This window comes from Xanthomonas sp. JL1, from assembly GCF_038405005.1.
On sequence record NZ_JBBYGR010000058.1, the window covers coordinates 39,231 to 58,927 of the forward strand.

Here is a 19,697-nt window from a genome sequence, read left to right on the forward strand (position 1 = left end):
CTTTTCAATGGATCCCCTCATGACCAACGCCCCGCCCGAACCCTGCGACCTGCTGATCGAGGCCGGCTATGTGGTGCCGATCGAGCCGCACGCGGTGGTGCTGGAAGACCACGCCGTTGCGGTCAGCAATGGAGCGATCGTGGCGATCCTCCCGACCGTCGACGCACGCGCGCGTTTTGCGCCGAAGCAGACCGCGTCGCGCCCGGAGGCTGCATTGATGCCGGGTTTGGTCAATGCGCATACGCATAACCCGATGACGTTGCTGCGCGGCATTGCCGACGACCTGCCGCTGATGGTGTGGTTGCAGCAGCACATCTGGCCGGTGGAAGCGGCGGTGATCGGGCCGGAATTCGTGGCTGATGGCACCACGCTGGCGATCGCCGAAATGCTGCGTGGCGGCACCACCTGCGTTAACGAAAACTACTTCTTCGCCGATGTGCAGGCCGCGGTGTACAAGCAGCACGGTTTCCGTGCGCTGGTAGGTGCGGTCATCATCGACTTCCCGACCGCGTGGGCATCGTCGGACGACGACTACTTCGCGCGCGCCGGAGAGTTGCATGACCAGTGGCGCGACGATCCGTTGATCAGCACCGCGTTCGCGCCGCATGCGCCGTATACCGTGAACGATGCCAACTTCGAACGCGTGCGCATGCTGGCCGACCAGCTCGACATCCCGGTGCACCTGCATACGCACGAAACTGCGCAGGAAGTGGCCGATTCGATCAAGCAATACGGCCAGCGCCCGCTGGCGCGACTGGATCGTCTGGGCCTGGTTAACGACCGTCTGATCGCAGTGCACATGACCCAGCTCACCGATGCGGAAATCCATCTGTGCGCCGAGCGCGGCATCAGCGTGGTGCATTGCCCCGAATCCAATCTCAAGCTTGCCTCGGGTTTCTGCCCGGCGTGCGCGCTGCAGCGTGCCGGCGTGAATCTGGCGATCGGCACCGATGGCTGCGCCAGCAACAACGACCTGGACATGTTCAGCGAGAACCGCACTGCCGCGATTCTGGCCAAGGCCGTGGCCAACGATGCGACCGCGCTGGACGCGGCAACCACCTTGCGCGCGGCCACCCTGGGCGGCGCGCGTGCATTGGGCTTCGGTGACACCATCGGCTCGATCGAGATTGGCAAGCAGGCCGACCTGATCTGCGTGGATCTGGCCGCATTGGAAATCCAGCCACTGCATCATGTGTTGTCGCAGTTGATCTACTCGGCCGGCCGCCATCAGGTCACCGATGTGTGGATCGCCGGCAAGCCCAAACTGGTGCAGCGTGAGCTCATCGATATGGATACCGCCGCCCTGGTCGCCAATGCGCGGCAGTGGCGCGAACGCATCCGCACCGTCCGCGCCTGAGCGCGCGTCATCGCATCACGGAGCCCCCGCATGAATTCGAATACGCAACCTGCATCCGGCAATTTCCACCAGAGCGAGCTGGATAAATTCGCTGCGCTGGCCAACCGCTGGTGGGATGCCGACGGCCCGCAAAAGCCGTTGCACGCGCTCAATCCGGTGCGTCTGGACTATGTGTCCGCGCGGCTAGATCTTGCCGGTGCGCGCGTACTCGACGTCGGCTGCGGCGGCGGGCTGCTCAGCGAATCGATGGCGCGCCTGGGCGCGCAGGTCACTGCGATCGATCTGGCACCGGAGCTGGTCAAGGTGGCGCGTCTGCACGGCCTGGAATCCAGCGTGCAGGTCGACTATCGCGTGCAATCTGTGGAAGATCTGGCCGCCGAGCAGACGGGCAGTTTCGATGCGGTGACCTGCATGGAAATGCTCGAGCACGTGCCGGATCCGACCGCGATCATCCGCGCCTGCGCCCGCCTGCTCAAGCCGGGCGGCAAGCTGTTCCTGTCCACGCTCAATCGCACCCCGGCTGCGTTCGCGCTGGCCGTGGTCGGTGCCGAATACATCGCGCGCCTGCTGCCCAGGGGCACGCATCATTACAAGGATTTCATCAAGCCGGCCGAGCTTGCGGCGTGGTTGCGCAATGCCGAACTGCAGCTTGAAGACGTCAGCGGCATGCTCTACGAGCCGTGGCGTAACCGCGCGCGTCTGTCCTCGCGGACCGAGGTGAATTATCTGGCGTATGCGGTGAAGCCGTGATGGGCCGGGATTCGAAAGTCGGGATTTGGGATTCGCAACGGCCGTTGGTTGGGGTCTTGATGGTCCCGGTGGCGTGCCGGGCGATACGCAATTGACTACAGATGTGGCTGCTGCGGATTTTCCGCGGGTGGTGCTATTCGATCTGGATGGCACCTTGCTGGACAGTGCGCCGGATATGCTGGCCACGGTCAACGCGATGCTGGACGCGCGTGGCCGTGCGCCGATTGCGTTGGCCTCGTTGCGTCCAGTGGTCTCCAAAGGTGCGCGTGCGATGCTCGGTGTGGCCTTTGCCGAGCTCGATGCCGAGGCGTGCGTTGCACTGGTGCCGGAATTCTTGCAGCGCTATGAAGACGTGATCGGCACGCAGTCGCAGCTGTTCGACGGTGTCGAAGAACTAATGGTGCGACTGGAGAATGCCGGTTGCGTCTGGGGCATCGTGACCAACAAGCCGGAATATCTGGCGCGGCTGATCCTGCCGCAGTTGGGCTGGGAACAGCGCTGCGCGGTGCTGATCGGCGGCGACACGCTGGCCGAGCGCAAGCCGCATCCATTGCCGCTGCTGGCGGCCGCCGAACGTATCGGCGTTGCGCCCGCGCAATGCGTGTATGTCGGCGACGATGCGCGCGACATTCTGGCTGCACGGGCGGCGGCGATGCCGTCGGTCGCGGTGTTGTGGGGCTACCGCCTGGACGACGACGACCCATTGCGCTGGCAGGCCGACGTGCTGGTCGAACAGCCGCAGGCGCTGTGGAATCCCGCAACGTGGCCGCAAACCTGATCTTTCTTCGTTTTTTTCTGGACCCGCCATGAGCCAATCCAGCGCTCTCGATAGTTTTCTCGACAAATGGCGCACACGCTGGCCGGAATGGTCGGTTGCCGAGCCTTTTATCCCGCAACTGCAACGCCCGCTGGCAGCCGCCTGGTTTGCGCTGTTGCAGGAATGGGAAGACATCATGAACATCGCCGGCGACCCGTTGCCGGCCGATGCCAAGCTGGCATGGTGGCAGCAGGAACTGCGCGACTGGTCGAACCAGCGCTCGCGGCATCCGCTGGGCCGCGTACTGGAACCGGTGCGTGCGCCGTGGGCAGCATTGGCTGACACCTTGCCGGCGATGCAGACCGCCCGCGTGCAACCGCAATCACTGCAGCAGGCACTGGGCACATTGCATGCATTTGCAGAGGCCGTGGTTGCGGTAGAAGCGGTGCTGTTTGCGCGCACGCAGCCGGGCGATGGCGCTGCGGTAGCGGTGCAGTGGCTGGATGCACGTCAACGCGTGGCCGGCGATAGCGCCGCGCCGGGCGGCGTGGCCACGGCCGCATGGCGCATACAGTTGCTGCAGGCCTGGCCGCGCAAGGTCGCGTTGGCGCGACCGCATCGGGTGTGGTCGCGCCTGGCGCGGCTGCGTCTGCAGCGCGCGCTGAGCGGCAGGACAGCCTATCCGCCGCCGCTGCAGCAGGTGTGGCATAGCTGGCGTGCGGCCAGCGGTACGGACTAACCGCGGCTAACGAAACGTGTTGGTCGTCAAGCGGGTGTAGACGGCGCGGTCGGAACCGCAGTGTATGAATGGCGTATGCCGATTCCGAGCGCCGATCGCGCCCGCCTGGCGGCTGCGCAGTCGTGTTTTTAGGCGCTTTAGGCGCAGCAAGTACGCTGACCGCGCTCGGCATCCGCGCTTGCCGTGTGGCAAGCGCGGTGTCTCAATCAGCTGTGCTCAGATCGGCGAATCCGGCAGCACCGAGTGGTAGGCGATGAAGGCGTCGTTGCATTGCAACGGCACGCCAGGGCCAGGCTTCCCTTGCAGCTGCACATCGTTGGACGCTGATTCGGTCAGCTGATCGAAAAAGCTCACTGGACCGCCTTTAAACGTGAAATGCGTCGTGCCCGGGTTGCTCGCAGGCCCGCCGAAATGCGGCTTTGCGAACGAGACCTTTCCACCTTCCAGCACCACGTTGTCCAGCGAAATGCTGATCGGCAAGGTGGTCTTCGCATCGCGGTAGCCGTAGAAGCTCAGCTCGCCGCCGCCGAATGCCTTGGAACCCAGCGAGTGCACATTGGTCAGCGTGATGCCGCTGAAACTCGGCAGTTTGCTGCGCACTGCTGCATTGGCGTAGTTCGCATCGAACACCAGCGGCCTTGCCACACCGCGCATGCAGATGTTTTCAAAACTGATGTCGTAGACCTGGCCGCCGCGCGTGCCATCGGATTTGATCCGCAGCCCGTTGGAAGAATACGGGTCGTCGTGTACATCGTTGCTATTGAAGCCATCGATGCTCAGCCCGCGCACGGCGATATGGCGCATGCCCGAGTCGGTTTCGCTGCCCAATGAAAAACCATGTGTGTAATAGAACTGGTTGTAGGTGAACAGCATGTTTTCCGATGCGATGCTGCGCTTGCTACTGGCATGTGCCTTGATCGCAACACCGTCATCGCCGGTAGCGATGTACGAATACGTCAGCAGTACATTCTTCGACTGGCCCGGATCGAAACCATCGGTATTCTTGGCGGTTTTCGGGGTGAAGCAGGTGGCGTGCGGATTGACATCAGGCGTGCTGCCGGCCGGGCAGTGGTAGCCGGGCCGCGAGTAGACCAGGCTGGGCGCAAGAATTTTGATGCCCCACGCCGTCAGGCCAACCACGTTATCGGTGGTCACATGGAAATTCGCCGAGTTTTCCAGAGTGATGTCGTACAACGTGAAGTCAGTGCTGTCGTCGATCTGCAGCAGCCGCGGGACGTGTTGGCTCAGGCCTTTAGTGACGTTGAGATAGGCCAGATCCCACCAACTGGCGGTGCCGGCGTTTGGCCCGGCAGTCAGCGTGCTGCCGCCGCGTCCATCGATCTTGCCCGCACCAACGATCGCGCTTTTTGCGGTATCGGCGACGTGGATGAGCGGCTTGCATGACTTCGTCTTGTCGCTGGTCGCAGTGCCGCAGGTGCCCAGGCCGTTGTCGTAATCCAGCGGATTGCGCGAGCCGAACAAGGTGACGCCGCCGTCGATCCATAGCGTGACACCGCTTTTAATGGTCAGCGGCCCGGTCAGCAACCCGGATTCGCCGGCATCGCCGGGGACAAGGTGCACTGCGCTGCCGGCAGGGCAATGGTCGATGGCCGCCTGCAAGCGCGCGGTGTCGCGTTTGGAGTGTGCCGGATTCTGGTCAAGCGTATCGAGCGAGCCGCCCACCGGCATCAGCGCGGCCTTGAGCGTGGCGCATACCTGGGTCGGTAATGTGGGCTGCTGGACCACCCCCCAGCTTGTGGAAATGCTGTGCGCGGTATCAGGTACGTACTGCCCGTGCGGTCGTGCAGCGCTGGCGTGGAACGTAGCCAGACCGAGCAGGGCGAGGGTCAGTGGCGTGACGGTTGGAACAAAGCGATGGGACTGCATGGGTGTTGGTCCGGTGGAATGCGGCAGACGTGCCAGATCAGCGAGCGGCAGCGAGATACCAGCGTGTGCGTGATGCGATGATCCTGCGACGCGCACGCACGCACGCGGCGTCGGTGTTGCTGTGTTGATCGGGCGGCTTCAACTCTGGATCGCAACACCAACGTTTGTGACGTGGTCCAGGCGACCTGACCTGAGCATTTCACCGCCAAGTGGAGTTGCCCATGTCATCCAGCCGCCTTGACCTATCGGAATGATACCGCCTACATGCGTTATATGAAACCGGGATGTCGATGCGCGCCATCGCCGATGTATTGGCGCGTGCGCCCAGCACGATCAGTCGTGAGCTGCGCCGCAATCAGCACGCTGCGCGGTACCAGCCCGATCACGCGCAGCGCATCAGCGCCCATCGGCGCACGCAGGCCAGCCGGCGTCCACGCATCGACGCCGAGCGTATCGGCCAGAGCGAGGTCCTGCTGAGGGAGGACGTCAGTCCCGAACAGATCGCCGGTCGCACCGGCTTGGCCAGTCACGCATGGATCTATCGGCACATCGACGCCGATCAGAAGCGCGGTGGTCAGCTGTTCATGCATCTACGCAAACGCCGTCGCAATCGCCGTCGGCGTGGCGTGCGCGATGGCCGCGGGCAGCTCGCATCGGCGCAGCTGGACACAGCGCCCCAGCGTGGTTGAGCAGCGAAGCCGTATCGGCGACTGGGAGCTGGAGACCATCAGGGCCTCGCACGGACGCGCCGTGGTGGTCAGCATGACCGAACGCCGCAGTCCGGGTGCCCGAGCTGGCCATACAGGTCCCAGAACACTACCGAGTTGGCGGCCGGGGCGTAGTCGGCAATGCCCATATCCTTGGCGCGCTGCAGCACGCCGGGCGCGCCGTCGCCTGCCACGGCCAGGCCGGCGACGTCGCCTTTTACGTCCGCCAGGAACACTGGCACGCCCAGCCGCGAGAAGCCTTCGGCGAGGGTCATCAGGGTTACGGTCTTGCCGGTGCCGGTGGCGCCGGCCACCAGCCCGTAGCGGTTGCCGAAGCGTCCTTCCAGCGCAACCGGGATGTCGTCGGTGATGCCTTTGCCGAGCAGGAACGAGGCCATTGCGCAGATCCGGTGGGAAAGTCCGGATTCTAGTGGGCAATCCCGGCGGGCAATGCCAGCCTGCACGTCAGCAGCTTCCTGTCCGGCAGCCTGGATCGCACAGGCCAATCATGCGCAGGCCACGCTGCAGCCGCAGGCTTGGTCACTCATCGCCCTGGCGAGCCGGTTTGCAGGTGCTGCATGCATCGATCACTCCCCCCAAGCTAACGGCCCACTGACCCCAGCGACCTCGCCGCCTTGCCCCGGTGTCGCCCCGGCGGCTACCCTGCCTGCCTTTCCGCTGTACTGCCTACGATGCCGCTCGCTCATTTTTGTTTGCGCCCATGGCCGGTTCTGGTCGTGGTTGCGTTGATGTCTGTCGTCCCCGCCGCCCACGCTCTCTCCAAACGCGACACGGAGAAGGCTGCCGCGCTCGATGCGCGCATGGCCGCCGCCGAAAAGCGCTATCGCGATGCGCTCGTGCTGGTGAACAACTCCGACCCCAAGGGCACTGCCGAAGGCGATGCCGCGCTGGAGGACATGGAAGACATCATCGATGCCTGCATCAAGCAGCGCGGCTGCCTGGTTTCCAATCAATTGGCCACCTACAAGCGCCTGCTCAAGACGCGCGCCGATGCCGAGGCGCCGGCCGCTGAAGATCCGGAAGACGACGACACGCTGCTGCAAGCCGACCCGGACCATCTGGGCCCGGCGTCGAACGGTATTCCCGAGGCCGCGCGTGCCGCCACGCTGCTCAACGACCAGCGCCACGACTTCGACAAGATGGTGCAGTACAACCCGGCCGTGCAGGCCGGCATCCGGCGCTGGCTCACTGATATGCGCCCGGCGCTGCTGACCAGCTACGAGAACTACAGCAACCTGCGCGGCGTGATGTGGCCGGAATGGCAGAAGCGCGGCCTTCCCGAGGCGCTGCTGTTCGGCATCATGGCCAAGGAATCCAATGGCAAGGTGCACGCCAGCTCGCGCGCCGGCGCGGCCGGACTGATGCAGTTCATGCCGGCCACCGGGCGTCGCTTCGGGCTGGGCCCGGACGGCACCGGCTTCGACACACGCTTCGATGCACGCAGCGCGGCCGAAGCCAGCGCCGCCTATCTCAACGAGCGCATGGCCGGGCTCAACCGCAGCATCGAACTGGCGCTGGCCGCCTACAACGGTGGCGAAGGGCGTGCCGCGCGCGTGTTCTCGCAAAGCGGTGGGCGCGGCTTCTGGGATCAGGATGTTTACAACCAGTTCCCGCCCGAAACCAAGGACTATGTGCCGATGGTGATCGCGGCGGCGTGGATTTTCCTGCACCCGCGCCAGTACGGCGTGGACTTCCCCAAGCTCGATGCGCAGCCGGCCACGCTCAAGCTGGCCAAGTCGACCACCATCTACGAACTCACCATCTGCCTGGGCAGCATGGGTACACGTGACGGCTACATGCGTGCGCTGCGCAATCTCAACCCGCGCTATGAATCCGATGGCTGGATTCCTGCCGGCACCGTCATCAACGCCACCAACCGCATCGCCAGCCTGTACACGCGCTACTGCGTCAACGGCCCGCGCGCGGATCTGGCGCGCACGCTGATCACTGCCGATCTCAATAGCGCGATCGTCCGCAGTAGTAGTAGTGCGCCCGAGTACGTGCCCAGCGTGGCGGTGGGCGATGTCAGCCAGATGCCCGGTGTGCCGACCACCGTGGCCACCGGCAAACCGGTGGTGGCCAAGCCCAAGGCCAAGCAGGTGCGCAGCTACACCATCGCCAAGGGCGACACGCTCGGGCGCGTCGCGCAGAAGTACCAGTGCGAGATCAAGGAACTGGCCAAGGCCAACGGCGTGAAGGCGCCGTCGTACGCGCTCAAACCGGGGCAGAGCATCAAGCTGGCCGGTTGCGATCGCTGAGCCCTGCGCAGGCGGTGCGGTGTTGGTAGTCGCGTCCTGCAACGGCGGTGCGTCTCGGCCTGGGCTAGCTGCCGCTGGAGCGGACCCGGCCGCGACGAAGCCGTCCCGTTCGCCCCGCCTGGGCAGTGTGTTCTCAATCGAAGGCTGGGACGACGGCGCGCGCGGATGTACGGCGCTTGGTCGGGAATGTGTCTTTGCGGCCAGGTCCGCTCTTACGACGGCATCGTTGCAATTCGCTGGCGACGTGCGAGTGCCCGGCCGAGGCGGACGGACGTTTCGGCACTGAATCCGCCATCGAGCGTGGCGACACGCTGCGGCAGCAGCACAAGCGCGGTGGAGCCTTGGAGCGGCTCACAAAACGACTGCGCTCACCGCCAGGCGGGCGCGGCCGGTGCTCGGAATCGGCATGTACCCCGCGTCCACTGCGGTTGTAAGCGCGCCGTCTGCGCCCACCTGACAGCTGCGCAGTCGTTTTGTTCGCCGCTCTTAGTTAAAGTGCGCCGCGCCTCCCTCAGGCGATGCGCCTGAATGCCGCTCGCGCCGCTGCGCGTCAGCCAAGCTGACGACGTGCGAGTGCCTGGCCAAGCCGAACCGATGTTTCGGCGCCAAGTCCGCCATCAAGCGTCGCCACACCCGGCGGCAGCAACACGATCACGGTCGAGCCGTAGTTAAACCGGGCCATCTCCGCAAACTTCTCCAGCACGATCCCTTTGCCGCGGTAGTCCTTGCGCGTGATGCGGTCGCCATAGCGCGGGATCTCCACGCCGCTCCAGACCGTTTCCACGCCGGAGACCAGCAGCGCCCCCACCATCACCGAGGCCATCGGGCCGAAGTCGGTGTCGAAGTGGCACACCAGCCGCTCGTTGCGCGCAAACAGGCGCGGCACGTTGCGTACTGCGTCCGGACCCACACTAAACAGCCGGCCGGGCACGTGCACGGTTGTGCGCAAGGTGCCGGTCCACGGCATATGCACGCGGTGGTAGTCCTTGGGCGACAGGTACACGGTGGCGAACAGGCCGTTGTTGAACGGCGCTGCGGCCCCTGCGTCGCCGAGCAATTCTGCGGCGGTGAACGACTGCCCCTTGGCCTGGAAAATGCGGCCGTTCTCGATCGGGCCGAGCTGGCTGATGCGGCCGTCGGCGGGCATCAGCAACGCGGCCGGGTCGGCATCCGGCACGCGTGCGCCGTGCTTCAAGGCGCGGGTAAAAAACGCATTGAAGGTGGGATAGGCGCGTGGGTCGGGCTCCTGCGCTTCGCTCAGGTCCACGCCGAACTTGCGTGTCACCGTGTCGATCAACCACTGTTTGGTGGCGGGTCTATTGGAATAGGCCAGCGCGCGCGCCAGCGAGGACAGCAACCGGTGCGGCAGCACGTAGGTCAGGGACGTGACAAGACTCACGGAGCAGTTACCTTGGTCAGCTGTTGGAGGTCGGCGGCAATCGCCTTCGGGTCGAGCGGGGGACGGATCAGCCCGGCCAGCCGGCCCTGCGGATCCAGCACGGCGATGCCGGCCGAATGATCCATGCTGTAGTCGTTAGGATTCTGCGCATACCCCTTGCCCGGGACCTTCTTGAACACGAACCCCAGCGCGGTGGCAAAGCGCTCCAGCGCCGGCACATCGGCCGTAGCGGCCAGGGTGTCCTTGTGGAAGGCGTGCGCGTACTCACCCAGCCGCGCCGGCGGATCGCGCTGCGGGTCTACCGAGACGAACAGCACGCGCGGGCGCAAGCCATCGGGAATGCTTTCCCATTGCTGCTGCGCCACTGCTAGATCGGTCAAGGTGGTCGGGCAGACATCCGGGCAGAAGGTGAAGCCCAGAAACACCAGCGTCCAATGCCCGTTGAGCTCGCCGGGTACCAGCTGGGTGCCGTCGGACTGGCGCAGGCTGAATTGCGGCAACGGGCGCGGCTGCGGATAAAAGGTGATGGTCTTGGTGGGCGGCCACGGCGAACTGGGCGCGTCGCCAAGAAACTTCTGGCCCAGCAACAGCCCCAGGCCAGCGGCCAGCGCCACCAGTAGCACGATGCCGGTATTGCGATTGAACATGGCGGTTTCCAGTGCAACGGACGCTCATGATACCGATCCGACCTCTATAATCTGGGGCCGATTTCTCTTTAGTTGTTGCCATGACTGCCGCCGCGGCCGACGAACTGCACACCATCATCGACCTGATCCGCTACGGCACCAGCCGTTTCAACGCAGCCGGCCTGACATTCGGCCACAGCTACGACAATGCGCTGGACGAAGCCACCCAAATGGTCCTGCACACCCTGCATCTGCCGCACGACCTCGGCCCGGCCTATGGCCAGGCGCGCTTGCTGCGTTCGGAAAAAGAGCAGGTGCTTGGCTTGTTCGAGCGCCGCATCACCGAGCGCGTTCCGGCGGCGTACCTCACCGGCGAGGCCTGGTTTGCCGGCCTGAGTTTCAAGAGCGATGCGCGCGCCCTGGTGCCGCGTTCGCCGATCGCCGAATTGATCGAAGCTGGCTTCGAGCCCTGGCTGGGCGGCCGCGAAGTGACTCGCGCCCTCGACCTGTGCACCGGCTCGGGCTGCATTGCCATTGCGATGGGCCACGACAACCCGCAGTGGGATGTGGATGGCGTGGATATCAGCGACGATGCACTGGCGCTGGCGGCCGAAAACAAGGCGCGCCTGCATGCAGACAACGTCACCTTGCTCAAGTCCGACCTGTTTACCGGGCTGGGCGGCCGCCAGTACGACCTGATCGTCACCAACCCGCCGTACGTCACCAACGACGAAACCGACGCGCTGCCGCAGGAGTATTCCTACGAGCCGGAGCTGGGGCTGCGTGCCGGCGACGACGGCCTGGACCTGGTGCTGAAGATCCTGCGCGATGCGCCGCAGCACCTGAGCGAAGACGGTCTGCTGATCTGCGAAGTGGGCGAATCCGAGCAGCACCTGATCAAGTTGCTGCCGGAAGTGGACCTGGCTTGGGTCGAGTTCAAGGTCGGGCAGATGGGCATTTTCGCGGTGGAATGCCGCGAATTGATCGCACACGGCGCACGCATCGCCGAGCTGGCCGCGCAGCGATGAGCCTGCGCGCATGAGTGCCAATGCGTTCGGCAAGCTGTTCACCGTCACCACCTTCGGCGAATCGCACGGGCCTGCGATCGGCTGCGTCGTCGATGGCTGCCCTCCCGGCCTGGAGATCGCGCCGGAAGAGTTCAGCCATGATCTGCAGCGCCGTGCCAGCGGCAAGAGCCGGCACACCTCGGCGCGTCGCGAGGCCGACGAGATCGAGATTCTGTCCGGCGTGTACGAAGGCCGTACCACCGGCACGCCGATCGGCCTGCTGATCCGCAACACTGATCAGCGCAGCAAGGACTACAGCAACATCGCCCAGCAGTTCCGTCCCGGCCATGCGGACTACACCTATTGGCAGAAGTACGGCATTCGCGATCCGCGCGGCGGCGGTCGTTCGTCGGCGCGCGAAACCACCATGCGTGTGGCCGCTGGCGTCATCGCCAAGAAGTGGCTCAAGCAGCGTTACGGCGTACTGGTGCGCGGTTTTCTGTCGCAGCTGGGCGAGATCCGTCCCGCTGGTTTCGACTGGGATGCGGTGGAAGACAACCCGTTTTTCTGGCCGCATGCCGCGCAGGTGCCGGAGCTGGAAACCTATATGGATGCGTTGCGCAAGTCCGGCGATTCGGTCGGCGCGCGCGTGGACGTGCTGGCCGGCGGCGTGCCGGCGGGCTGGGGCGAGCCGATCTACGGCAAGCTCGATGCCGAACTGGCTGCTGCGTTGATGAGCATCAATGCGGTCAAGGGCGTGGAGATCGGCGACGGCTTCGCCAGCGCGGCGCAAAAGGGTACCGAACACCGCGACCTGATCACTCCGGAAGGCTTTCGCAGCAACCATGCCGGCGGCATTCTCGGCGGTATCTCCACCGGCCAGGCGGTCACCGCCTCGATGGTGCTCAAGCCCACCTCCAGTCTGCGCCTGCCCGGCGCGACGGTGGATGCCGACGGCAGTGTGGTCGACGTCATCACCACCGGCCGGCACGACCCGTGCGTGGGCATCCGCGCCACCCCGATCGCCGAGGCGATGATGGCGCTTGTGCTGATGGACCAGGCATTGCGCCACCGTGCGCAGTGCGGCGATGTGGGTGAGATCTCGCCGCGCATTCCCGGTCAGGTCGATGTCTGACACGGCTCGCGCCAAGGTGTGGGTCAGCCAGCCGCTGTTCGACGACGTGGTCGCGCAACTGGGCGAGCATTTCGAGCTGACCACCACCGAGCACGTCACCGTCTGGTCGCCGGTCGAGCTGGCCGCGCGGCTGGCATCGCTGGACGGCGCGCTGATCACGCTCAACGAGCGGGTCGGTGCGGCGGAAATCGCTGCGGCGCCGCAGCTGCGCGCCATCGCCAACGTCGGCGTGGGCTACAACAATCTCGACATCGACGCCTTGAGTGCGGCCGGCATCCTGGCCAGCAACACGCCGGACGTGCTCACCGAAACCACCGCCGATCTCGGCTTTGCGCTGTTGATGGCCACCGCGCGCCGCATCACCGAATCCGAGCGCTGGCTGCGCGACGGGCAGTGGGGCCAGTGGTCGTTCAAGGCCATGCTGGGTGCCGATATCCATGGCAGCACGCTCGGCATTCTTGGCATGGGCCGGATCGGGCAGGGCATCGCACGGCGCGGCGCGCACGGCTTCGGCATGCGCGTGCTGTATCACAACCGCAGCCCGTTGCCGGCCGCTACCGAACAGGCGCTGGGCGCACAGTACGTTGAGTTCGATACCTTGCTGGCGCAGTCCGATCATCTGGTACTGGTGGTGCCGTACACCAGGGACTCGCACCACATCATCGATGCGGCGGCGCTGGGCAAGATGCGCGCCACCGCCACGCTGGTGAACATCGCGCGCGGCGGGATCGTCGATGAGCTGGCGCTGGCCGATGCGCTGGCCAACGGGCGTCTGGCCGGTGCCGGCCTGGATGTCTACCAAGGCGAGCCGCGCGTGCGACCGGAGCTGCTGGCGCTGCGTAACGTGGTGCTCACCCCGCATATCGGCAGCGCCAGCCTTGCCACGCGCCGCGCGATGGTGCAACTGGCGGTGGACAACCTGATCGCTGCGCTGGGCGAAGGCCCGCATGCCGGCCATCCGCCGAGCGCGCTTAATACCGATGCGGTTGCCGCTGCTAGACATGGCGGCACCGCCGCGGATGCGAAAAAAACCGGCGTCACCGGCACCATCGCGACCAAACGATAGGGAACCTCCGCGGCCAGCGTTGGAGGTTCCCCGAGCCCAGCGCGCAGTGCTTCCTCTTTCCCCCTTTCGATAAAGACAAACCTCATGAGCAACGAAAATCGTCGTTTCAACGTCGCGGTCGTGGGCGCCACCGGCGCTGTCGGCGAGACCATGCTGAGCATCCTGGCCGAGCGCAACTTCCCGGTCGCCACCCTGTACGCGCTGGCCTCGTCGCGCTCGGCCGGCGGGCAGGTCGAGTTCAATGGCGGCAAGGTCGATGTGCAGGATCTGGCCGACTTCGACCCGACCGGCGTGGATATCGCGCTGTTCTCCGCAGGCGGCAGCGTGTCTAAGGAATACGGCCCCAAGTTTGCCGCGGCCGGTGCAGTGGTGATCGATAACTCGTCGACGTTCCGCTACGACGACGACGTGCCGCTGGTGGTCTCCGAGGTCAACCCGGAAGCGCTCAAGCAGCGCCCGCGCGGTATTGTGGCTAACCCCAATTGCTCGACGATGCAGATGCTGGTGGCATTGGGCCCGATCCATCGCCAGTACGGCATCGAGCGCATCAACGTGGCGACCTACCAGTCGGTCTCCGGTGGCGGGCGCTCCGGGATGGAAGAGCTGGGCAAGCAGACCAGCGAGCTGCTGAGCTTCCAGGACATCGAGCCGAAGAAGTTCCAGGTGCAGATCGCTTTCAACCTGATCCCGCACATCGACGACTTCCAGGACAACGGCTACACCAAGGAAGAGATGAAGCTGGTCTGGGAAACCCGCAAGATCCTCGGCGACGACAGCATCCAGGTGAACCCCACCGCGGTACGCGTGCCGGTGTTTTACGGCCATTCCGAAGCGGTGGCGATCGAAACCCGCGACAAGATCACTGTGGAAGCGGCGCGCGCGCTGCTGGAAGCATCGCCCGGCGTGGAAGTGGTGGATGAGCGCACGCCCGGCGGCTACCCGACCCCGGTCACGCATGCCTCCGGCAAGGACGCGGTGTTCGTCGGGCGCATCCGCGAAGACCTCTCGCACCCGCGTGGTCTGAACCTGTGGATCGTCTCCGACAACATCCGCAAGGGCGCTGCGCTTAACGCGGTACAGCTGGCCGAGCTGGTCGCCCAGGAAGGCTAAGAGCAACTACAAAACGACTGCTCAGTCGCCATGCGGGTGGCTAGTGTTCGGGATCGGCATCTGCTGCTCGTCCACTGCGGTTCCTGTGCGCCGTCCGCATCTGCCTGACGCGCGTTCGCTGCGTTTCGTTAGCCGCTCTCGGTCGCCGTGTACTCGCAGGGGCGGGCCTGTGCGCGATGCTGTGGCTCTGGGATGCGTCATCGCGCGCAGGCACGCCCGTAGCGTGCAAATCTTTCGTTGAAGGCAGCGCCCACCCTCGACGAAAGGTCGAACGTGCAGGCCCGCGATCATCGCGCGCTTGCCTGCATGTGTGGCTTGCGCGTGTCAGCTTGAATCGAAGGGCCGGCGTGTTGACGGAGTGGCAGGTTGCGTTGCCGCAGTCATGCTGCCCGCATCCGCGGACCCCATGTTGCCTGCTTCGGCAATCCACGACATCGCCATCGGCGCCACGTCATGGCATCACGCACGTCATTGCGCATCACAAGAGCGGCTGATGGGCCGCTGCGCGCGTGATACGCATCGCCGCGTTGTCGCCCATCGGTACGCGCTGTCTGCATCGGCCGCACATGCATGCCGCACTGCGGCAGTCGCACTCTCGCATCGCTCTGCATAACAACGCCGACTTTTTCGCTCATCGAGCGGCTATATTGATGCCCATGAAACAGAGGGGCTGGGGCGCGATGCGTCCGATACAAGGGATAGGTGCGTTGCTGCTGATGGCCTGCAGCGGCGCTGCCGTGGCATTGGGGTTGGGCGATATCCGGGTGCTGTCCAAGCCCGGGCAGCCGCTGGTGGCCGAGATTCCGGTCATCTCCAACGAGCCGGGCGAACTCGACAACGCGCGCGTGGCGCTGGCATCGGCCACCACGTTCGCGCGGGTCGGTCTGGAGCGCCCGCAAGGCCTGGTCAGCAATCTGCAGTTCCAGTTTGCGCAGGACGCACGCGGGCGCGCGGTGATTCGCGTGACCAGCAGCCAGGCGGTGGACCAGCCGGTGATCAACTTCCTGATCGAAGTGGAGTGGGGCCAGGGCCGCCTGGTGCGTGGATATTCCGCCTTGGTCGATGCGCCCGACACCGCTGCCGCGATCGCCGAGCCGGCCATTGAAGCGCCGGGCGCCGGTTCCAGTAATGCCATCGCGCGCGAGCCAGCGGCTGCGCCGGTGGCCAACCGCGATGCACAGGGCACCGCTGGAGGCGAGCCGGCGGTACGTGCAGCCGCCAGCGCACCGCCTGCGTCCGCCACGCGGGCCGGCGATGCATTGCCGGCCGTGCGCTCGGGTCAGACCTTGTCGGAGATCGCCGCGGTGGTGGCGCGTTCCAGCGGGCATTCGCTGGACCAGACCATGCTGGCCTTGCTGCGCACCAATCCGGCGGCCTTCATCAACGGCAACATCAACCGCCTGAAGCAAGGCGCGGTGTTGCGCACGCCGCAGGAAGACGCGCTGGCGCAAGTCGGCGCGGCCGAAGCGGCAGTGATGGTGCGCGAACAGGCTGCCCAGTGGCGTCAGGCACGCTCGGCGGTGCCGCAACCGGCTGAAGCCGGCGCTGCTGCCGCTACAACCCCGCGACCCGCCACGCCGGCCGCAACGGCCGGTGCCGGTGCGCGGCTCGAAATCGCCCCTGCAGTGGCGAGTCAGACCAACAAGGCCGGCGTCACGTCCGGTACCAGTGCCGAAGGCGAGGGCGAGATGGCGGCCAACCAACAGTTGCAACAGGCCAAGGAAGACATCGCCACCCGCGATGCGGAATTGCAGGACCTGCGTACCCGCGTGGCCGACCTGGAAAAGCTCAGGCAGCAGCAGCAAGCGCTGATTGCAATGAAGGACACCGATCTGGCGGCCGCACAGAAGCGCCTGTCGGAAGCCCCGGCGGCCGCGCAACAGGGCGGTGGTTTTCCGCTGTGGTTGATCGGTGGGCTGGTGTTGATCGTCGCTGCCGTGTTGGCATGGTTGGCCGCCCGCCGTCGTAAACCGTCGCCGCTGCCGCCGTTGCCGCGCCGGCAGTACGACTTCGTCCTGCCGGGCGCGCCGGTGCGGGCCGCCGAGCCGCAAGACGAGGCGCGGGCCACGGAGCCGAGCGAGCGCGATGTGCTGCAGGAGACCGAATTCGAGCAGGCCGATCTGCGCGAAGGCGAGCGTGCCCACGACATGCACCAACCGTTATCGGACGTGCTGCGCCGCGAGCCACTGCTGTCCGAGCCGGCTGCAGCGCCAGCGGCGATCAATAGCGACGACCGGCGCGCGCTGCGTGCCACGCCGCCAGTGGTGGTGACAGAGCCGCAGCACATCGCGCCTGACGAGTCTCCTCAGGACTCGGCGCGCGATTCGCTGCAGGTACACCACGCAGACATCGCTCCCACGATCAGCGAAGTGCCATCCGCTGCTCCAGTCGCACCGATCGCCACGCAGGACAGCCTGGATGTCGATCGCCCGCCTGTGGCACCGATTGCGGCGCCTAATACGACGACCAGCCGGGACGTCGGCTCGGCCGGGCGCGATCGCCTGGAACTGGCGGTGGCCTATATGGACCTGGGCGACAAGGACACCGCGCGCGGCTTGCTGCTGGAAGTTGCCGCCACCGGCGACGCCACCACCCGCGCCGAGGCCGCCGAGCTGCTGAAACGGCTGGCATGAGCCCGGCGATCGATCACCTGGCCCCGCAAGAGAGTGCTGCACGCGAACGCCGGATCGACTACGTGGAATTTGCCTCCGTCGACCCGGACGCCAGCCGCGCGTTTCTCGAAACGGTGTTTGGTTGGCAATTTCAGGCCTATGGCCCGGATTAACTGGCCTTCCATGACGGCCGCCTGGACGGTGGCTTTTACCGTGCAGCCGCGCCAGCGCCGGCCGAAGGCGGCCCATCGGTGGTGCTGTATGCCGACGATTTGGCGCCTGTGCTCGAGCGCGTGCGTGTTGCGGGCGGGGAGATCGTCAAGCCGGTGTTCGGCTTCCCCGGCGGCAGCCGCTTTCACTTTCGCGAGCCCGGCGGCACCACGTTGGCCGTATGGTCCGAGCGCAGCGTCGCTTCCAACGGCTGAGAACGCCGCTGCGCGCTGACTGCACGCGCGCCGCTGCTCGGCATCGGCCATCGCTGCTCGTACACTTCACGTTTTGCGCAGCGGCGGGGCCGCGGCGACCCTTGCCTGCGATGGCCAGGTCGGCATGACCGGCGCGCGGATTTCATCGATTCCTTAGAGGCAGGTAGCGATGCGTTACGCGCTGGGCGTGGAGTACGACGGCAGCGAGTTCCAGGGCTGGCAGCAGTTGGGCGAACATGGCGGCCCGAGTGTGCAGGCCAGCCTGCAGGCGGCATTGTCGTCGGTTGCCGATGCGCCGGTGCAGGTGGTCTGCGCCGGACGCACCGACGCGGGCGTGCATGGAGAATGCCAGGTGGTGCATTTCGACAGCGACGCACACCGCGAACCGCGCGGCTGGATGCTGGGCACCACCGCGCGTCTGCCGCCGTCGATCGCGGTGCGTTGGTGCGTGCCGGCAGCCGCTGACTTCCATGCGCGCTTTTCCGCGCGCGCGCGCCGTTATCGCTATCGCCTGCTCAATCGGCAGATTCGCCCGGCGCTGTATCGGCAGACCTTGAGCTGGGAGCGTCGCCCGCTCGATGCCGATGCCATGCACGTGGCAGCGCAGGCCTTATTGGGTGAAAACGACTTCAGCGCGTTCCGCAGCGTGCAGTGCCAGGCCTTGCATGCCCGCCGCAACTTGCAGGCCATCCATGTGCAGCGCATCGGCGAGGTGGTGGAGGTGCAGGTGCAGGCCAATGCATTCCTTCATCACATGGTGCGGAATATTGTGGGCTCGCTGATTTTGGTCGGTACCGGCGAGCAGCCGGCCGACTGGATCGCGACGTTGCTCGCCGGGCGCGACCGCACTGTGGCCGGGCCGACAGCGCCGCCACAAGGTCTGGTATTCATCGGACCTCTGTATCCTGCAGAGTGGCATCTGCCTGCTGAGGTGACCCAATGAATCGATCACTGTACCGCACCCGTATCAAGTTCTGTGGCATGACCCGCGCCGGCGATATCCGGCTGGCCGGCGAGCTGGGTGTGGACGCGGTAGGTTTCATCTTTGCGCATGGCAGCCCGCGACGCGTGGCACCGGCCGAGGCGCGCGCGATGCGCCAGGCCACTGCGCCGATGGTCGATGTGGTGGCGTTGTTCCGCAACAACTCCAAGGAAGAAGTGCGCGAAGTGGTACGCACCGTGCGTCCGACCCTGCTGCAATTCCACGGAGAAGAAGAAGACGCGTTCTGCCGTAGCTTCAATCTGCCATATCTGAAGGCGGTACCGATGGGCAGCACCGGCGTGAACGGTGAGGACGCCAACGCGCGCACGCTGCAGTTGTCGTATCCGAATACCGCTGGTTTCCTGTTCGATAGCCATGCGCCAGGCGCGGGCGGCGGCACCGGCAAAACGTTCGATTGGTCGCGCTTGCCCACCGGTCTGCATCGGCCGTTTCTGCTGGCCGGCGGCATCAACGCCGGCAATGTGTTCGACGCCATTGTGGCCACGCTGCCCTGGGGCGTGGACGTCTCCAGTGGCGTGGAGCTGGCGCCCGGCATCAAGGACGGCCACAAGATGCGCAAGTTCGTTGAGGAAGTGCGACGGGCGGATTGTCACGAGATGTCGTGAGGGTGGGATTCGGGATTCGTAACAGCAGGTGCTTGACGCGGCTGGTTTTTCGGGGATTTGGATAGTTAGCAGAGTGCGCGAGCGTTAGCATGCTTTCCGAATCCCGAATCCCGAATCCCGAATCCCGAATCCCGAATGACGATCAGCGGTCAGCGACCTGCCCGTAGATTGTTCTCATCTCGCTGGACCCAGCCGCGGTTTCTCCATTTGAGGCGATTTGGCGAGCAATCGCG

15 protein-coding genes, 2 other RNA genes and 3 pseudogenes are annotated in these 19,697 nt (G+C 65.5%); 16 read left to right on the forward strand and 4 right to left on the reverse strand.

The genetic code is table 11. The features are described from left to right. Positions 1-19: 19 nt before the first annotated feature. The 4 genes from WJW29_RS13835 (at position 20) to WJW29_RS13850 (ending at position 3,603) form a co-directional block, all read left to right on the forward strand. Positions 20-1,357: a TRZ/ATZ family hydrolase gene (locus tag WJW29_RS13835; protein ID WP_027703270.1), complete on the forward strand. Its 1,338-nt coding sequence runs from the start codon at positions 20-22 to the stop codon at positions 1,355-1,357. 30 nt (positions 1,358-1,387) lie between these two features. Then, positions 1,388-2,107, forward strand: coding sequence for a bifunctional 2-polyprenyl-6-hydroxyphenol methylase/3-demethylubiquinol 3-O-methyltransferase UbiG (ubiG, locus tag WJW29_RS13840; RefSeq protein WP_011259306.1), 720 nt, complete (start codon positions 1,388-1,390; stop codon positions 2,105-2,107). A 73-nt stretch (positions 2,108-2,180) separates the two neighbouring features. Then, positions 2,181-2,885, forward strand: coding sequence for a phosphoglycolate phosphatase (locus WJW29_RS13845; protein WP_011408736.1), 705 nt, complete (start codon positions 2,181-2,183; stop codon positions 2,883-2,885). 28 nt (positions 2,886-2,913) lie between these two features. Then, a complete protein-coding gene (locus WJW29_RS13850) occupies positions 2,914-3,603 on the forward strand; it encodes a phytoene synthase (RefSeq protein ID WP_011259304.1) in 690 nt (229 codons plus the stop codon). A 216-nt stretch (positions 3,604-3,819) separates the two neighbouring features. Here the strand turns inward: WJW29_RS13850 and WJW29_RS13855 are convergent, their stop codons facing one another. Continuing rightward, positions 3,820-5,490, reverse strand: a complete 1,671-nt coding sequence (locus WJW29_RS13855; RefSeq protein ID WP_011259303.1) for a diffusible signal factor-reguated family 28 glycoside hydrolase — start codon at positions 5,488-5,490, stop codon at positions 3,820-3,822. Positions 5,491-5,711: 221 nt separating this feature from the next. Between WJW29_RS13855 and WJW29_RS13860 the strand changes: the two are divergent. Next, positions 5,712-6,370, forward strand: a pseudogene (locus tag WJW29_RS13860) (IS30 family transposase); the annotation flags it as partial. Here WJW29_RS13860 and WJW29_RS13865 read toward each other — a convergent pair. Further along, positions 6,272-6,595 (reverse strand): annotated as a pseudogene (locus WJW29_RS13865) (helicase HerA-like domain-containing protein); the annotation flags it as partial. The pseudogenes WJW29_RS13860 and WJW29_RS13865 overlap by 99 nt on opposite strands. A 294-nt stretch (positions 6,596-6,889) precedes the next feature. On the opposite strand from WJW29_RS13865, the gene WJW29_RS13870 reads away from it, so the two are divergent. Further along, the gene (locus WJW29_RS13870) at positions 6,890-8,476 is read left to right on the forward strand and encodes a transglycosylase SLT domain-containing protein (RefSeq protein ID WP_113084402.1); all 1,587 of its coding nucleotides are present in this window, start codon (positions 6,890-6,892) and stop codon (positions 8,474-8,476) included. A 406-nt stretch (positions 8,477-8,882) separates the two neighbouring features. Next, positions 8,883-8,958: non-coding RNA, sX9 sRNA (locus WJW29_RS13875), on the forward strand. A 68-nt stretch (positions 8,959-9,026) separates the two neighbouring features. Here the strand turns inward: WJW29_RS13875 and asd are convergent. Continuing rightward, positions 9,027-9,875: an archaetidylserine decarboxylase gene (gene asd / locus WJW29_RS13880; protein WP_027703264.1), complete on the reverse strand. Its 849-nt coding sequence runs from the start codon at positions 9,873-9,875 to the stop codon at positions 9,027-9,029. Continuing rightward, positions 9,872-10,522, reverse strand: coding sequence for an SCO family protein (locus WJW29_RS13885; RefSeq protein WP_011259773.1), 651 nt, complete (start codon positions 10,520-10,522; stop codon positions 9,872-9,874). Before WJW29_RS13885 ends, asd begins: the two co-directional genes overlap by 4 nt. Before the next feature lie 80 nt (positions 10,523-10,602). Here WJW29_RS13885 and prmB point away from each other — a divergent pair, with 80 nt between their 5' ends. From prmB to WJW29_RS13930, 9 genes and pseudogenes are all read left to right on the forward strand, one after another. Then, positions 10,603-11,529, forward strand: a complete 927-nt coding sequence (gene prmB, locus WJW29_RS13890) for a 50S ribosomal protein L3 N(5)-glutamine methyltransferase (protein ID WP_011259772.1) — start codon at positions 10,603-10,605, stop codon at positions 11,527-11,529. Positions 11,530-11,539: 10 nt separating this feature from the next. Beyond that, entirely contained in the window at positions 11,540-12,643 is a 1,104-nt protein-coding gene (gene aroC, locus WJW29_RS13895; RefSeq protein ID WP_011259771.1) for a chorismate synthase, read from the forward strand. Beyond that, positions 12,636-13,709, forward strand: coding sequence for a D-glycerate dehydrogenase (locus WJW29_RS13900; RefSeq protein ID WP_011409070.1), 1,074 nt, complete (start codon positions 12,636-12,638; stop codon positions 13,707-13,709). The genes aroC and WJW29_RS13900 overlap by 8 nt, the downstream gene beginning before the upstream one ends. Before the next feature lie 84 nt (positions 13,710-13,793). Next, positions 13,794-14,819 (forward strand): aspartate-semialdehyde dehydrogenase, encoded by a 1,026-nt coding sequence (locus tag WJW29_RS13905; protein ID WP_011259769.1) that lies wholly within the window; start codon positions 13,794-13,796, stop codon positions 14,817-14,819. 58 nt (positions 14,820-14,877) lie between these two features. Then, positions 14,878-14,953: non-coding RNA, sX9 sRNA (locus WJW29_RS13910), on the forward strand. Between the two features lie 546 nt (positions 14,954-15,499). Continuing rightward, positions 15,500-17,452 (forward strand): FimV/HubP family polar landmark protein, encoded by a 1,953-nt coding sequence (locus WJW29_RS13915; protein WP_075241401.1) that lies wholly within the window; start codon positions 15,500-15,502, stop codon positions 17,450-17,452. Continuing rightward, positions 17,449-17,856 (forward strand): annotated as a pseudogene (locus WJW29_RS13920) (VOC family protein). Before WJW29_RS13915 ends, WJW29_RS13920 begins: the two are co-directional and overlap by 4 nt. A gap of 169 nt (positions 17,857-18,025) precedes the next feature. Beyond that, the gene (gene truA / locus WJW29_RS13925; RefSeq protein WP_011259765.1) at positions 18,026-18,799 is read left to right on the forward strand and encodes a tRNA pseudouridine(38-40) synthase TruA; all 774 of its coding nucleotides are present in this window, start codon (positions 18,026-18,028) and stop codon (positions 18,797-18,799) included. Then, positions 18,796-19,464 carry a phosphoribosylanthranilate isomerase gene (locus WJW29_RS13930; protein ID WP_011259764.1) on the forward strand — a complete coding sequence of 223 codons (669 nt, stop codon included), beginning with the start codon at positions 18,796-18,798 and terminating at the stop codon, positions 19,462-19,464. Before truA ends, WJW29_RS13930 begins: the two co-directional genes overlap by 4 nt. Positions 19,465-19,697: the final 233 nt, after the last annotated feature.